Origin of the sequence: Xanthomonas theicola (assembly GCF_014236795.1) — a bacterium.
Taxonomy (GTDB): domain Bacteria; phylum Pseudomonadota; class Gammaproteobacteria; order Xanthomonadales; family Xanthomonadaceae; genus Xanthomonas_A; species Xanthomonas_A theicola.
In genome coordinates, this window is the sequence record NZ_CP049017.1 from 1763906 (window position 1) to 1779317 (window position 15412).

General features: G+C 65.4%; 16 protein-coding genes and 1 pseudogene. 7 read left to right on the forward strand and 10 right to left on the reverse strand.

Annotated elements, in window-relative coordinates; translation table 11 throughout:
- Positions 1-542 precede the first annotated feature (542 nt).
- The 7 genes from G4Q83_RS08070 (at position 543) to G4Q83_RS08100 (ending at position 5216) form a co-directional block, all read left to right on the forward strand.
- Entirely contained in the window at positions 543-1526 is a 984-nt protein-coding gene (locus G4Q83_RS08070) for an IS5 family transposase (RefSeq protein ID WP_185817191.1), read from the forward strand.
- Between the two features lie 173 nt (positions 1527-1699).
- The gene (locus tag G4Q83_RS08075) at positions 1700-2509 is read left to right on the forward strand and encodes a virulence factor TspB C-terminal domain-related protein (RefSeq protein WP_128421888.1); all 810 of its coding nucleotides are present in this window, start codon (positions 1700-1702) and stop codon (positions 2507-2509) included.
- On the forward strand, positions 2509-2892 hold the full coding sequence (locus tag G4Q83_RS08080) for a DUF2523 family protein (RefSeq protein ID WP_128421889.1): 384 nt from the start codon (positions 2509-2511) through the stop codon (positions 2890-2892). Before G4Q83_RS08075 ends, G4Q83_RS08080 begins: the two co-directional genes overlap by 1 nt.
- A complete protein-coding gene (locus G4Q83_RS08085) occupies positions 2892-4079 on the forward strand; it encodes a zonular occludens toxin domain-containing protein (protein WP_128421890.1) in 1188 nt (395 codons plus the stop codon). Before G4Q83_RS08080 ends, G4Q83_RS08085 begins: the two co-directional genes overlap by 1 nt.
- Before the next feature lies 1 nt (position 4080).
- Positions 4081-4731, forward strand: coding sequence for a TraX family protein (locus tag G4Q83_RS08090; protein ID WP_128421891.1), 651 nt, complete (start codon positions 4081-4083; stop codon positions 4729-4731).
- A gap of 12 nt (positions 4732-4743) precedes the next feature.
- A complete protein-coding gene (gene relB, locus G4Q83_RS08095) occupies positions 4744-4935 on the forward strand; it encodes a type II toxin-antitoxin system RelB family antitoxin (protein ID WP_128421892.1) in 192 nt (63 codons plus the stop codon).
- Positions 4935-5216: a type II toxin-antitoxin system RelE/ParE family toxin gene (locus tag G4Q83_RS08100; protein ID WP_128421893.1), complete on the forward strand. Its 282-nt coding sequence runs from the start codon at positions 4935-4937 to the stop codon at positions 5214-5216. Before relB ends, G4Q83_RS08100 begins: the two co-directional genes overlap by 1 nt.
- A 43-nt stretch (positions 5217-5259) precedes the next feature.
- On the opposite strand, the gene G4Q83_RS08105 is transcribed toward G4Q83_RS08100, so the two are convergent.
- From G4Q83_RS08105 to G4Q83_RS08150, 10 genes and pseudogenes are all read right to left on the reverse strand, one after another.
- Positions 5260-5538: a hypothetical protein gene (locus G4Q83_RS08105; protein ID WP_128421894.1), complete on the reverse strand. Its 279-nt coding sequence runs from the start codon at positions 5536-5538 to the stop codon at positions 5260-5262.
- Positions 5539-5810: 272 nt separating this feature from the next.
- Positions 5811-6242, reverse strand: a pseudogene (gene tnpA / locus G4Q83_RS08110) (IS200/IS605 family transposase).
- Between the two features lie 424 nt (positions 6243-6666).
- Positions 6667-8517 carry a monovalent cation:proton antiporter-2 (CPA2) family protein gene (locus G4Q83_RS08115; RefSeq protein WP_128420036.1) on the reverse strand — a complete coding sequence of 617 codons (1851 nt, stop codon included), beginning with the start codon at positions 8515-8517 and terminating at the stop codon, positions 6667-6669.
- A gap of 9 nt (positions 8518-8526) precedes the next feature.
- Complete coding sequence (locus tag G4Q83_RS08120) at positions 8527-8673, reverse strand: hypothetical protein (RefSeq protein WP_158255003.1); 147 nt, start codon at positions 8671-8673, stop codon at positions 8527-8529.
- 155 nt (positions 8674-8828) lie between these two features.
- Positions 8829-9968 carry a molybdopterin-synthase adenylyltransferase MoeB gene (gene moeB / locus G4Q83_RS08125; protein WP_128420035.1) on the reverse strand — a complete coding sequence of 380 codons (1140 nt, stop codon included), beginning with the start codon at positions 9966-9968 and terminating at the stop codon, positions 8829-8831.
- A gap of 201 nt (positions 9969-10169) precedes the next feature.
- Positions 10170-11387, reverse strand: a complete 1218-nt coding sequence (locus G4Q83_RS08130; protein WP_128420034.1) for a molybdopterin molybdotransferase MoeA — start codon at positions 11385-11387, stop codon at positions 10170-10172.
- On the reverse strand, positions 11384-11989 hold the full coding sequence (mobA, locus tag G4Q83_RS08135) for a molybdenum cofactor guanylyltransferase (RefSeq protein WP_128420033.1): 606 nt from the start codon (positions 11987-11989) through the stop codon (positions 11384-11386). Before mobA ends, G4Q83_RS08130 begins: the two co-directional genes overlap by 4 nt.
- Positions 11990-11993: 4 nt before the next feature.
- Positions 11994-13391: a ribosome biogenesis GTPase Der gene (der, locus tag G4Q83_RS08140; protein WP_128420032.1), complete on the reverse strand. Its 1398-nt coding sequence runs from the start codon at positions 13389-13391 to the stop codon at positions 11994-11996.
- 16 nt (positions 13392-13407) lie between these two features.
- A complete protein-coding gene (gene bamB / locus G4Q83_RS08145; RefSeq protein WP_170069155.1) occupies positions 13408-14763 on the reverse strand; it encodes an outer membrane protein assembly factor BamB in 1356 nt (451 codons plus the stop codon).
- Positions 14763-15401, reverse strand: coding sequence for a YfgM family protein (locus tag G4Q83_RS08150; RefSeq protein WP_128420031.1), 639 nt, complete (start codon positions 15399-15401; stop codon positions 14763-14765). Before G4Q83_RS08150 ends, bamB begins: the two co-directional genes overlap by 1 nt.
- Positions 15402-15412 lie beyond the last annotated feature (11 nt).

A 15412-nucleotide genomic window follows, 5' to 3' on the forward strand; every position in this document is an offset into this window, starting at 1 on the left:
CTTCCCTGCTTTTTTCGGCCGTCGCTCGTGCTACCGATCAGGGCCAGGCATACGTTGCGTGTTCTGCTCGCGCTGCGCAGTGGTATTCTGACCCATCCAATGTGTTGTCCTATCCGCAGCGTTCAGTCAGTTGCGTAGTTCCTGATGGCTATCAAGTTTATCAATGTCGTTGGATTAGCACTGGTGTTGGTTCTACGGCTAGCGGCATCTGTGGTGCTTATTCGTATGAGACCACCTGTGCGTCTAAGTCATCGGTACAACGTCCGCGTGTGCCTGTGTCTGGCTCCGTTGAATGTAATTCTGGCTGCTCCGTGAGTTACATGGCTAATGGTGACGACGAGACATCTACCGTTAGCTATAACGGTCGCGTCTGCAAAGGAGACAGTACGGATTGCAGCTCTATACCGTCTGATAAAGGCAATTTTGTTTGGAATCCCTATATGGGTGTTTGCCAGCCCGTCTCGCCCGAATGTCCTAAGGATGGTCTGAACAACTCCCTCTGATCCTGCGACAATCGTACAAAGCCCAACAGGACAACGACGATGCAATTGTCTTTCGGCGACGCGGAGTACAACGGCAAGCGCAAGCAGACGCGGCGCGAAAGGTTGCTGGCCGAGATGGATCAGGTGGTGCCGTGGAAAGACCTGCTGGCGCTGATCGCGCCGCACTATCCGAAGTCGGGCCATCCGGGCCGTCAGCCGTACCCGCTGGAGACAATGCTGCGCATCCACTTTCTGCAGCAGTGGTACGCACTGAGCGACCCGGGCGCGGAAGAAGCCTTGTACGACACGGCGTCGATGCGCCGTTTCGCCAGGATCGGCGGGTTGGATGAGGTGCCGGACGAGACCACGATCCTCAACTTCCGCCGGTTGCTGGAGACGCACGATCTGGCGCGCACGCTGTTCAACCGGGTCAACGCGCACCTATCGCGCAAGGGCCAGAGCCTGCGCGGCGGCACCATCGTGGACGCCACGATCATTGCCGCGCCCAGCTCGACCAAGAACAAGAACGGCGAGCGCGACCCGGAAATGCACCAGACCAAGAAGGGCAATCAGTACTACTTCGGGATGAAAGCGCACATCGGCGTGGACGATGAGTCCGGGCTGGTGCACCACTTGGAATGCACGGCGGCCAACGCCGCAGATATCACCCAGGCGCACAAGCTGCTGCACGGCAAGGAAGACACGGTATGCGGCGACAGCGGCTACACCGGGCTGGCCAAGCGCGAGGAGATGGCGAGCAAGCGCAAGCTGCGCTATCTGATCGCGGAGAAGCCCTCGAAGCTGAAGCAGATCAAGAGCAAGCGCGAATTGAAGTGGGCACAGCGCTGGGAGCACGCCAAGGCCAGCCTGAGGGCGAAGGTGGAGCATCCGTTCCGGGTGATCAAGCGCCAGTTTGGCTACGTCAAGGTGCGCTATCGCGGCCTGGCGAAGAACACGGCGCAAGTGCTGACGCTGTTTGCGCTGTCGAACCTGTGGCTGAAGCGAAAGCAGTTGCTGCCTGTCGTGGGGAGGGTGTGCCTGTAATCCGGGAAATACCCCGGAAATGCGCCGGAAACGGCGAAAAACCGAGGGTCTGAGCGCCGTGGGCGTGGTCGATATGGCTTGCCTCATCCTCCGACCGCGTTGATCAGACTATCCCTAAAGGCCAGCAACCGAAGAATGGTGTTTGCGAGCGTGTAGACGCGTGCCCGGATGGCATGATCGTCAACGAAAAGCAAGAGTGCGAGAAGAAGCCCGAGGAATGCCCTGTCGGTCAGACGCGCGCGCCGGACGGATCATGCACGGGCGATGACGAAAAGAACAAGTGTCCGAGTGGTCAAGCCAAAGGCAAGGACGGCACGTGCAAAACAGATGCTGACGGTGATGGCAAACCTGACGACGAAAAGGATAACGACGACGGAAAGCAGTTCGGCGGTGGTGATGACTGCAATGCTCCTCCAACATGCGGTGGCGACTCGATTATGTGCGGTCAGGCTCGAATTCAATGGCGTATCGATTGCAACACGCGCAAGAATGCATCTATTTCTGGCGGCGATTGCAGCAATGTACCTATCTGCACTGGTGACGGCTGCAAGGTCGTCGAATACAAGGCGCTGCTGTTTCAGTGGCGCACTGCTTGCGCGACCGAAAAGTTGCTTGCTAAGAGCGGTACCGACACGGGCGGCAATACCGGCACTACACCGATGCCGGATACCACCGGCGTGCCCGACTCCGCGTTAGCCGCGCAAGTTATCGAAGATGTCCAGCCGAAGGATGCGTTTTCCGACGAATCGGGCTATGCCGGTCAGCCTGGTGGCGTGCCCGGTGCCAACGGTCTGGATACCCAGGGCTACGGCTGGTCGCGCAGTTGTCCCACGCCGCCGACCGTCAATCTCATGGGTCAGTCGATCACCTTCGATATCACGCCGTTCTGCAACTGGATGGCACTCGGTGGTTGGCTGGTGCTGATTTTCGCATCGTTCCTGTCGGTGCGCATCCTGTCCTCTTCTAGCAGCGGGAGCGTGTGATGCCTGTATGGCTTGCAGCATTGGTGCCCACCATCTTGGCCGCGCTTGGCCAAGCATTTCGCGCGTTCTGGCCGCAGATCATTCGCGGCATCGGCTGGCTGTTCAAATCTCGCATTGGCTTGTTCATCACTTCGGCGTTCGTCTGGCTCGGGATCAATTTCGGCACGATTAAATTTGCTATTGAACCTGCCATCGATCAGCTCAAGGCGTTCGCGCAATCTGGCGCGCCCGGTGGTCAGCTTGGACAGACTGCGATGCAATGGGCCGGCATGCTCAATCTTGATAAAGCACTGACGATGGTGGTCTCCGCGATCATCGCTAAGCATGCGCTGATGCAGGGTCGGCTGTTCCTCTTTAAACGCGGCTTTGGAGGTAAACCCTAATGCCTATCGAGGTTTTTACCGGCCTTCCTGGTAATGGCAAAACCCTACTCATGGTTGAGCATCTTCACAAGGTGGCCGAGCAGGGTACCCGGCCCGTGTTCGCTGCGGGTATTGACGGCTTGAAACCCGGCCTCGCCACTGCTCTTGATGACCCCCGTGATTGGAACAAGCGCGACGCCGATGGCAACCATCTCGTCCCCGATGGTTCGTTGGTTTACGTCGATGAAGCCTGGAAGTGGTTTGGCCATCTGCACGATGCGTCACGTCAAGCGACTCCTGCGCACGTCCTCGCCCTTGCCGAGCATCGGCATCGTGGCATCGATTTCGTGTGGACCACGCAGATGCCCAACCAGCTGTATCCGTTCGCGCGCGCGCTTGTGGCCAATCACCACCACGTTGTGCGCCGCTTCGGTACGCAGTTGATCGATGTGTATACGTGGCAGGAACTGCAAGAGGACGTCAAGGGCATTTCGAAACGCGATGTTGCCCTGCGTAAGACGCGCATGCTGCCGAAGGAGCATTTCGCCGACTACACGTCGGCGACTTTGCACACTATTAAGCGCAAGATTCCGTTCCGTGTGCTTGCGCTGCCTGCGATGGCAGTCGCGGCCGCGATCTTCGCGGCTATCGCCTACCTGTCGCTTCGTCCGGATACGATGGCCGCCAAGGTCACCGGCGCTGGCCCGCACGCGGCGCAAGCCGCGTCGGGCCAAGCCGGTGAGAGCGTCCAGCGCGACCGCAACGTGCCGCGTTTTGTCGATGCCACCGATTACGCCAAACAACATCTGCCGCGATTTGAAAGTATGCCGTGGACCGCGCCTGTGTTTGATCAGCGCGATATCACGGCCGATCCCGCGTTGTATTGCATGTCCAGTGGCGAGGGTCTGGATGGGCGTGGCGTACGCCGTGGTCTGTCCTGCACCTGCTATACCGAGCAATCGACTGTCTATGACATCGCCGAGGGCGAGTGTCGTCGCATCGCGCGTCGCGGCCCGGTCTATAACCCGTATCGCGAGCGTCGTGAGCAAGAGCAACAGCATGTGCAACAGTTACAGATGCCCGTTCAGCAGAGTATGGCGTCTCCGGGATCGGTGGTCGAGCGCAAGGCGAGGGCGCTCGGCACGTTCCCAGAGTCGAAGCCTTTTACGACCACGAGCGCGACGCCCGAGACCACGCTGGACATGTGACGTGGCCAGCGGCGCGCGCGAGTTGCTCAAGTGGCTGGCGTTGGTCCTGATGACCGGCGATCACGTTGCCAAGGTCCTGTATGGCGGCTATGTGCCCATTGTGTCGGAGCTGGGTAGGATCGCGTTCCCGCTGTTCGCGTTGGTGCTGGCCTACAACCTGGCGCAGCCTGGTGCTGACCTGGCCAAGTCGGTGCGTCGTCTATTGGTGTGGGGGCTGATCGCCCACCCCGTCTATGTGCTTGCCTTTGGCCAATGGCTGCCGCTCAACGTCCTGTTGACCTTCGCGCTTGCCGCGACCGCGCTGTGCTGTATCCAGGGTCGGCGATGGGCGCTGCTTACTGCATGCATGTTGCCTGCGCCGTTCTTCGTCGATTACCAGTGGTCGGGCGTGCTGCTGGTCTTGGCCGGTTGGTATTGCTTCCGTGCCCGATGTGGTCGCATGCGCTGCATCTTGGTCTGCTGCGCGTGCGCACCGCTGTGCGCGTACAACGGCAATGGCTGGGCGTTACTGGCGCTGCCGGTCATGCTGCTTGTCGATGTCACGCGCGTGTGGTCGGTGGCCATCCCGCGTATGCGCTGGGCGTTTTACGTCTACTACGTTGCGCATCTGGCGATGCTGGCCGCACTGCATGCCGCTTGGGCAGGTATGTGATAGACTACTTCCATGAACAATGTGCGCTCGCCGCTCGCTTATGAATTTGAAACCGCTGATGCGGAAGCCAACTACGATGCTTGGCTGCGCACCAAGGTAGCGGCGAGCGTTGCTGATTCGAGCCCATTGATCCCACACGATGAGGTCGAGCGCCGGATGGCTGAGCGGTTGACCGCCTTGAAGGCCAAGCATTCGGCTGACTGATGTTGCCGATCCTGTGGCGTGAATCGGCCGATGCAGATTTGGCCGTGATTATTGACTACGTTGGTCAATTCGACCTTGCTGCTGCTGAGCGGCTTTGGCAGCTGTTACGTGCCAGTGTGTTGCCGCTTGCCGAGCACCCATATTTGCACCCTCAAAGCTGGCGCGTCCCTGGCTGTCGTGAAATCGTGGTGACTCGCAATTACGTGGTGCTGTATCGCGTGACGGTGGCGGCGGTTGAGGTTGTTGCTGTTGTCCACGCCCGCCGTGAATTTCCGGTTTGACTTTGTGCAGGGGGTGCAGGGGCTATGCCCCTGCGTAGACGCCTTATCCTGCCATCTGTCCGAAGTGACGTTCCTGCCAGGTCGCAAGTTCAACGATGACCACTTTCACCATCTGCTGACCGGCTCTTTTGCGACCAGTTTCGGCCTTGCGCCGTGATGCATAGCCCTCACGCAATAGTTCCATTTTGTCCCGCCACAAAATTCCGCGCATTCTGTGCGCTGATATTTGTTCGCGGTCAGGCGATACAAGATAGCGACCGGAATCTGTCCAGTACCAACCAGTCCAATCGTGATGGTGTGATCCTTTTGATGCGTCTTTCATGCTGCGAGCCTGGTTTTGTCTTTGTCATGTCTTGGTAAGCAAGACGTGAGCCAAAGCCAAAGCCAACGGATGCGGGCACGCAGCGTCTTTTTGAAATTTCGCATAATGTATCTTATGTACAGATGGATTTCGTGGCTTCATATGGCCTGCTTGTGGCTGTCTCTAAGTAAATATCCCCCGGCAAAGCCGGGGGCTTTAGAGATGTGAGCCGCTCAAAGCGGCTGCGGGAGCGCTACGCGCCTCCCTTGTTAGGGCCACCTGAAGGTGGCCGACTACCTCAGCAACTGCAATTGGTCCAAGCGCCGATCTTCCGCCTCTTGGTTCTGGATGTATGCCCCGATCAACCCTTCATCCCGACCTACCCTCGTAACGAAGTAACCTCGCGCCCAGAAGCTCTGCCCTACAAAGTTCCGCTTCCGCTCCCCATACACCCGCGCTAGGTGGATGGCGCTCTTGCCCTTGATATAGCCCACCACCTGCGACACCGCCTACTTCGGCGGAATCTTCAACAGCATATGGACGTGATCTGGCATCAGATGGCCCTCCTCGACCCGGCTCTCCTTCTGCTCGGCCAATCGCCGGAACACCTCTCCTAGATGCTTCCTCAGACCCACATACAGTGTCTTACGGCGACACTTCGGTATGAACACAACGTGGTACAGACACTCCCACCTGGTGTGACTTAAGCTCTCAAACTCATCCATCTCGGTTTCTCCGTCTCGTGTGCTTGGCCGCTCACGTTGCGGAGTCTCCGGGATGGACTCCCGGATACGTCAAACTTCTACTGCCTCCCCGGCAGAGCCGGGGGAACTCTCAGGTTGGTTTAGGGAAAATTGTGCTGGCGTGATCTCCATGCCCGATAGTTTAAACGCTCGGGCCATTAGTGTTAACAGGCCCTAGTGGCATTTTTCGCTTAGTTCGCGCTGCGCTCTGGTTTGCGTAGACTTTTTGCTGCCGTAGGCAACTGCGCAGTGCGGCTTCACGGGATAATGGACAGCGCACTCTTGGGCTCCTCAGCGAGCTTCTATCGCTTCGCAGCAGCTTCGATCTGAACCGCCCCGGCTTTCCTGGAGGCCGTTTGGTTTGAGTCAGGCCGACTCGGCCAACCGGCTTGATCTCCAGCCGCGGTTAGTCGCCGCGGCGTTGGTCAGCGGCCTCCGCTGCCGGCACCGCCTCCGGATTGAGCGTGCGGCTCTCGCGCCGCGGCGGCGTGAACGGGGTGGGCTTGGGCGCCACCGGGGCGAGGTTGCCGTACATCAGACCGGTGCCGGCGCGTATGTCGCCAACAGCGATCTCCAGCTCCAGACGCTCGGCGTCGCGGCGGCGGATCGCGCGGGCGATGCCGGCGGCCTCGTCCGCGTCCATGCCAAGTTCGATCAGCGCGGCCTGGCCGAATTCCACCGCCGATGCGAAGGTTTCGCGGATCTGGTAGTCGACGCCAGCGGCGATCAGTTTCAGCGAATGTTCGCGGTCGTAGGAGCGCACCAGCAGCTTGGCCTGCGGGAATTCCTGCGTGGCCAGTTGGACGATGCGGTTGGCGGCGTCGCGGTTGTCGATGCACACCGCGATCGCGCGTGCGCTGTGCGCGCCGGAGGCATGCAGCACGTCCAGCCGGGTGCCGTCGCCGTAATAGATCTTGAAGCCGAACTCGGCGGCGCTCTGGATCATCTCGATGTCGTTGTCGATGATGGTCACGTCTACGTCGCGCGCTAGCAGCGACTGGCTGGCGACCTGGCCGAAGCGGCCGAAACCGATGACCAGCACGCTGCCGGTGAGCCCGTCGGCCGCTTCCACGCCCTCCAGCGACGGCGCCTGCACCGGCACCCAGCGCCGGTGCAGCAGCACGAACAGCGGCGTCAGCGCCATCGACAGCACCACGATCGCGGTCAGGTTGGCATTGACCTGCGCATCGATGACTCCCGCCGCGCCGGCCGCGGCGAACAGCACGAAGGCGAATTCGCCGCCCTGCGCCATCAGCACGCCGCGGTCCAGCGCCTGCGCGTTGCCGCTGCCGGCGACGCGCGCGACCAGGTAGATGCAGGCGGCCTTGGCCGCCATGAACGCGAGCACGCCGCTGAGGATCAGCGTCCAGTTCGCGGCGACCACCGCCAGGTTCAGGGCCATGCCAACGCCGAGGAAGAACAGTCCCAGCAGGATGCCGCGGAACGGTTCGATGTCGGCCTCGATCTGGTGGCGGAAGGTGGACTCGGACAGCAGCACGCCGGCCAGAAACGCACCCATCGCCATCGACAGTCCGCCGAGCTGCATCAGCAGCGCCGCGCCCAGCACCACCAGCAGCGCGGCGGCGGTCATCACTTCGCGTGCCTTGGCTGCGGCCAGCAAGCGAAACAGCGGGTTCAACAGCCAGCGCCCGGCGACCAGCAGGCCGACGATCGCCGCCGCGCCGACGCCGATACCGATCCAACGCGAGGGCGCATCGGCAGCGACCGGCACCGGCGCCATCCACGCCACCACGGCCAGCAGCGGTACGATCAGCAGGTCTTCGAACAACAGGATCGCAACGATCTTCTGCCCGGCCGGCAGCGCGATGTCGCCGCGCTCGCCGAGCAGTTGCATGACCACCGCGGTGGAGGTGAGGACGAAACCGGATGCGGCGACGAACGCCACCGGCAACGGCAGGCCCAGGCCCAGCCCGACCCCGGTCAGCACGATGGCGCAGACCACGATCTGCAGCGTGCCCAGGCCGAAGATCTGCTTGCGCAGACTCCACAAGTGCGACGGCCGCATCTCCAGCCCGATCACGAACAGAAACATCACCACGCCCAGTTCGGCCACGTGCAGGATCGCTTGCGGATCGGCGAACCAGCCCAGCCCGAACGGACCGATCGCCAGGCCCGCCGCCAGGTAGCCGAGCACCGAACCCAGGCCCAGGCGGCGAAACACCGGCACCGCGACTACCGCGGCGCCGAGCAGCGCCACCACCTTGATCAATTCGCTGCTATCGACTGCGCTGGCCATGCGCCGATTCTACGCACAAGCAAGCGCCGCATATGCGCCGATGTGGGGAATGGGACGGCGCGTGCATGTCCTGTGCTGGCTGAGCGAGTAGATCGCCAGGAACCAGCTGCGCAACGGCGATCCCGCCTGGAACTGGATCAGGTGCTTCTTGGCCATCGTCGCACCGCCTCTGTCGAACTCCGGATCAGCGGAGGCGACGGATGGGGTATCAGGTCCCGGTAAAGCCCGTCGCGGCTGATGGCCCGCGGCCATCCAGAGCCACGCCTACAAAAAAGCCGCGCGTCGCGCATGCTGGCGGCTCGGCGTCCGGTTCAGGCTTCAGTGCCGCAGAACCGTGCGTCATCGATGTAGCCGGGGAACGCCAGGCCGGGCGCGCACACCGGGCACTGCGGGTCGGCGGCCAGGCGGGTCTCGCGGAAGCGCATCGCCAGCGCATCGAAATGCAGCAGGCGGCCGCGCAGCGGCTCGCCGATGTCCAGCAGCAGTTTCAGCACCTCGCTGGCCTGCAGCAGGCCGACGATGCCGGGCAGCACGCCGAGCACGCCGGCCTCGGCGCAGTTGGGCGCGAACTCCGGCGGCGGCGGCTCCGGGAACAGGCAGCGGTAGCACGGCGCTTGGCCGCGCCGGCGACCGGCGTCGAACACGCTGACCTGGCCCTCGAAGCGCTGCACCGCGCCGTACACCAGTGGCTTGCCCAGCTTCACGCAGGCGTCGTTGAGCAGGTAGCGCGCCGGAAAGTTGTCCGAACCGTCGAGCACCACGTCCACGTCCTGCAGCAGGCGCTCGACATTGACCGAGGTCACCCGTTCACGCACCGCCTCGACCCGCACCCCCGCATTGAGCGCGCCCAGCGCCGCGGCCGCCGACTCCACTTTGGGCTGCCCGATCCGCGCCTCGGTGTGCAGGATCTGCCGCTGTAGGTTGCTGCGATCGACCATGTCGTCGTCGGCGATGCGCAGCTGGCCGACTCCGGCCGCGGCCAGATAGAAGCCCGCGGGCGAACCCAGCCCGCCGGCGCCGACCAGCAATACCCGCGCCGCTTGCAGCCGCCGCTGCCCGTCGATCCCGACTTCGGGCAGGCGCAAGTGGCGCGAATAGCGCTCCAGGAAATCCTGCTGTTGCGGCGCCAGCGCCGGCCGCTGCAGCGGCAATTCCTCGCGCTGCCAGCGCGTGGTGCCGCCCAGCACCGAGGCGACCGCGGAGTATCCGGCCTGCTGCAGGAACAGCGCCGCCTCGTGCGAGCGCTTGCCGCTCTGGCAGATCAGGATCACCTCGGCGTCGGCGGCGCCGAGGTGCGTGGCCGGGTGGTCCTGCAGCTGCGCGCACGCCACGCCGAGCGCGCCCTCGGCCATGCCGGCGGCGCGTTCGTGTTCCTCGCGCACGTCGATCAGCCGCGCGCCGTGGGCGATGCGCGCGCGGGCCTGCTGCGGGGTCAGCTCTTGGATACTCATGGGCGCATTATCGACGCAAATCCGCAGCGCGTCCTGCACAGCGAGATCGGCGCCCGCTGCGCGGACAGGCCGTGGCGGATCTCGCCGCCCGCCGCCTGGCGCGGCGCGGCGCCGCCAAGTCGGGCCGCGCGGCGCCGGCCGGCCGCATCCTGCGGCCGCGCTCGCGCGCGACCGGCTCGTGGACGCAGCGCGCGACGTGGCTCAGTACGCGACTATCTCGACCACTTCGCCGGCATCGAAGCGGCGCGCGCCCTCGTCCAGGCGTAGCAGCACGTCGCTGTCGGCGGCGCCGCGCAGGCGGTGCGAGCCGTCGGCCGGGTTCGGCTCCACCCACAGTTGCCCGTGCGCGTCGCAGCGCATGCGCCCGCGCAGGAACTCCAGGCGGTCGTGGCGCTTGTCCCAGCCCGAGGCCAGCCGCGCGCGCCATTGCGGGCGCGGCTCGGCGCGTTGCTGCAGTGCGTCCAGCAGCGGCCGCCCGATCGCCATGAAGGTCGCCAGTACCGACACCGGATTGCCGGGCAGGCCCAGGAACAGCGCGCGCTCCAGTTCGCCGAACAGCAGCGGCATGCCCGGGCGCATGCGCACCTTCCAGAAATGGATGCGGCCGCGTTCGGCCAGCAGCCGTGGCAGATAGTCCTTCTCCCCGGCCGATACGCCACCGCAGGTGAGCACCACGTCGAACGCCGAGGCGGCGTCGCCGAGCATGCTGCGGATCCGCTGCGGATCGTCCGGCAGCGTCGGCCAGGCGGTCGGCTCCAGGCCGAGCAGGCGCAGCTGCGCCATCAGCATGTCGCGGTTGCTGTTGTAGATCTGCCCCGGCTGCAGTGGCATGCCCGGCTCGACCAGCTCATCGCCGGTGGCGAACACCGCCACCGTCGGCCGCGCCGCCACCGCCAGCTGCGCCACGCCGAGCGCGGCGGCCAGACCGATCCGCGACGGGGTCAGCGCCAGCCCGGCCTCGAGGACGCGCGCGCCGGTGCGCACGTCCTCGCCACGGCCGCGCACGTGCGCGCCGGCGGCGAGCCCAGCCGGCACCTGCACCCGGCCGTCGCGCTCGACCGCGTTTTCCTTGACCAGCACCGTGTCGGCACCCGCCGGCAGCGGCGCGCCGGTGGTGACGCGCAGGCATTCGCCGGCGCCGATCGCCTGCTGCCGGTCCACGCCGGCGAACTGCTCGCCGGCCAGGCACAGCAGGCTCGGCGCATCCGCGGTCAGATCGGCATGGCGCAGCGCGAAGCCGTCCATCGCGCTGTTGGCGAACGACGGCAGGTCGATCGGCGCATCCAGCGCTTCGAGCAGAACGCGCCCGTCGGCGCGGGGCAGCGTCAGGCGCTCGGCCGGCAATGGGCGCGACCGCGCCACGGCGGCGACGATGGCCAGCGCCTCGGAATAGGCAATAAGGGAGGGATAGTGGTTCATGGCGCCGGCAGGATACCCGCTGCGTGCAAGTCCTGCGGGGTATTGAGGTTGCCCAGCGTCACCCCGGGCAGGCGCAGGCAGGCCAGCCCCAGCCGCTGCTGCAGCGCGCGCGGCGCATGGCGCCCGGCCGCCAGCGCCGCCGCCAGCGGCGCGCGCAGGGCGGCGACGCGGTACAGCGCCACCAACGGCTGCGCGCCGTCCTCGTCCTCGGCATAGGCGCCATTGCCGGCGCCGCCGGCGTCGATGAGCATGGCTGGCAGCGCCGGCGGGAGTTGGCGCAGGTCGACCGGCAAGGTGAGCAGCCAAGGCGTGGTGCAGGCCGCGGCCAGCGCCTCCAGGCCGGCGATCGGCCCCAGTGAGCGCGCGGCACCCGGCGCCGCACGCAGTCGGTCGGGCAGCGCATGCAGTCCGGCGGCGGCATAGCGCGGCAGGTCGCGGTTGGCGCTGACCAGCACCGCCGCGACCACTGGCGCCAGCGCCTGCGCCAGACGCTGCACCAGCGGCTGCCCGTCGCGTTCCAACCAGGCCTTGTCGCGACCGCCCAGGCGCTGCGCGCGGCCGCCGGCGAGGATGCCCAGCGTGACCTCGCGCCGCGCGTGCATCGGGCTACTTGCCGCGGACGTGCTTCATCAGGCGCCGCTTCTTGGCGACCTGGCGCTCGGTCAGCACGTTCTTCTTGCCTTCGTACGGATTGGCGCCTTCGCGGAACATGAAGCGCACCGGCGTGCCGACCAGCTTGAAGCGTTTGCGGAAGAAATTCTCCAGATAGCGCTTGTACGACTCCGGCAACACCTTCAGGCGCGTGCCGTGGACGATGAAGGTCGGCGGGTTGCTGCCGCCTGGATGCACGTAGCGCAGCTTGGAGACGTGGCCGCGGATGCTCGGCGGCGGGTTGGTCTGGTAGGCCACTTCCAGCGCCTGGTTGACTTCGCTGGTGCTGAATTCGCGGATCGCCGAGGCGTGTGCCTGATGGATCGCACGGAACAGCTCGCGCAGGCCGGAGCCATGCTTGGCCGAGATCCGCACCGCTTCGGCCCAGGGCACGAAGCCGAGCTTGCGCGCCAGCAGCGACTCGGCCTGCTCGCGCTGGTAGTCGGTCAGCCCGTCCCACTTGTTGACCGCCACCACCAGCGCACGACCGGCGTCCAGGATCGCGCCGAGCACGCTGGCGTCCTGGTCGGTGACGCCTTCGGTGGCGTCGAGCAGCAGCACCGCGACCTCGCATTGCTCGATCGCCTGCAGCGTCTTGAACACGCTGAATTTCTCCACCGCCTCCTCAACCCGGCCACGGCGGCGCAGGCCGGCGGTGTCGATCAGCCGGTACAGGCGCTCGTCGCGCTGCAGGTCCACCGCGATCGCGTCGCGGGTGGTGCCCGGCACTGCGGAGGCGATCATCCGCTCTTCGCCGAGCAACCGGTTGACCAGTGTCGACTTGCCGACGTTGGGACGGCCGACGAAAGCGATGCGCATGCGCGCCGGATCGGTGTCCAGCGTCGCGCCGAGACCTTCCTCGGGCAGCCGCGCCAGCACCTCCTCGAGCAGGTCGTCGATGCCGTGGCGGTGCGCGGCGGACACCGCGATCGCCTTGCCCAGGCCGTAGCGCGCGAACTCGGCGCGCACCTGGTCTTCGTCGGTACCGTCGATCTTGTTGATCAGCAGCAGGGTCGGCCGCGCCAGCTTGCGCAGCCAGGCCAGGATCTCGTCGTCGAGCGAGGACGAACCTTCGCGTCCGTCGACCACGAACAGCACCAGGTCGGCTTCGCCGGCGGCGGAGCGCGCCTGGCTCGCGGTCGCCCCGGCCAGACCCTCTTCCTCGCCGGAAATGCCACCGGTGTCGACGATCGCGAACGGGGTGTCCGGCTCCAGCCGGCACACCCCGTAGTGGCGGTCGCGCGTAACCCCCGGCTGGTCGTGGACCAGCGCGTCGCGGCTGCGCGTGAGCGCGTTGAACAGCGTGGACTTGCCGACATTCGGCCGTCCAACCAGGGCGACCAGCGGCAGCATCGCGAATTCCTTCCTGTTACTGACCCAACCGGAACGCGGTCAGGTCGCCTTTCGTGTTCTGGACCAGCAGGATGCCGTCGGCCACCACCGGTTGCGCCAACAGCGCCTTGCGTCCGGCGCGCGCGCGCGCGGCGAATTCACCATTGTCGAGCTTGAGCCAATGCAGGTAGCCCTTGTAGTCGCCGACCACCGCATAGTCGCCCTGGATCGCCACACCGGTCAGCGAGCGCCGAGCCAGTGCCGGCTGCGACCAGGTCGCCGATCCGGAGGCCTTGTCCAGCGCCCACACCGAACCGGCATTGTCGGCCACCACCACGCTGCCGGCACTGACACCCACGCCGCCGGCGCCGCCATGATCGCGGCTCCACAGCGGGCGGCCGCTCGGGCCTTCCAGCGCCAGGGTCTTGTTCTTGAAGCTGGTCGCGTACAGGGTGGTGCCGTCCAGCACCGGCGCGCCGTCCACGTCGGCCATGCGCTCCAGTTCGGTGCGGCCTTCCGGCACACCGATGGCCTGCTCCCACAGCACGCGCCCGTCCTGCATCGCCAGCGCCGCCAGGGTGCCATCGTCGTTGCCGATGAACAGCACGCCCGGACCGGACACCACCGGCGCGTTGCCGCGCACGGTCAGGGTCGGCAGTTCCTGCGCATTGAACCAGCGCTGCTGCCCGTTGCTCGCGTCGAACGCAGTGGTCCGGCCATCGTTGCTGCGCACGAACACCAGGTGCTGCGACACCACCGGCGCGGCGATCACTTCGTTGGGCACCTTGGCGCGCCACTTCTCGGCCCCGGTGGCGGCGTCGAGCGCGACCACCTCGCCGTTCAGGCCGCCCGCCACCACCAGCCCCTCGCCCACGCCCGGACCGCCGGCGAAGCGCGGCAACGGGCGATTCTTCTCGAGCCGCTTGCGTTCCTTGACCTGCTGCTTCTCGTTGCGCAGGCGCTGCTTGAAGGCCACGCGCTCGTCCTTGGATAGATCCTTGCTCGATTCACCCTCGACCTGGCTCTTCGGCTGCGCCTGGACTTGCGACAGGCGCTCCTTGCGCGCCTTCTTGGCGTCGTACTCCCACAGCGTCTTGCCGGTCTGCAGGTCCAGCGCGTAGACCGAACCGGCGGACGCGGCCACATATACCTTGCCGTCGGCCACCGCCGGCCGCTGGCGCACGCCGATGCGCCGCTCGCCCTTGCCGACGTCGGTCGACCACAGCTTGACGATCTTCACCGACGGCTTGAAATCGACCAGTTCGGCCGGCTCGGCGGCCTTCTTGGCAGCCGCATCCTTGCCCGCGAACCAGCCCTTGACCGTGCTGCAGCCGGACAGGGCCACGCCCAGCAGGGCGACGGTCGCGATGCGCTTGAACATGACTACCTTCATCAGATCGGCTCCGCGGGATTCGGCACGGTGCCGCCCGCATCCATCAATTTCGTTTCCAACAGTCGCCGTTGCGGCGCTGCCACGTCCAGGGTGGTCAACGACTTGGCGTACGCATCGCGTGCCGCATCGCGCTTGCCCTGCGCGATCAGCGCATCGCCGCGAATTTCCAGGCTCTGGTTGTCCTCGGCCGAGGCCAGCAGCTTCAGCGCTTCGTCTCTCTTGCCGGTCTGGATCAGCAAGCGCGCCACGCGCTGGTCGATCAGCTGCTTCAGCTCGCCCTCGGCCTTGAGCGCGCGCAGCGTCGCCAGGGCCTGATCGTACTTGCCGGCGTCGGCCTGCGCCTTGGCCAGGCGCAGCGCGGCAAGTTCGGCGTAGACGTTGGCCGGGCCCTGCTGCAGCGCCGCCATGTTCTTGCTCGCCTTGTCCAGTTGGTTGGCCTGGATGCTCTTGAGTACGGCGTCGTAGCGGGAATTGGCCAGCGCCAGGTCGTTGGCATGCTGCCTGGTCCACCACTGCCAGCCAATGATCGCGCCGATGCCCAGGACGACGCCGCCGATCAGGCCGGCGCCGTTTTTCCTGAGCCAAGTGCGGACGCGTTCGCTTTGTTCGTGCTCGTCGAGCAGGTCGTCGATCGCCATGCGTACTCTCG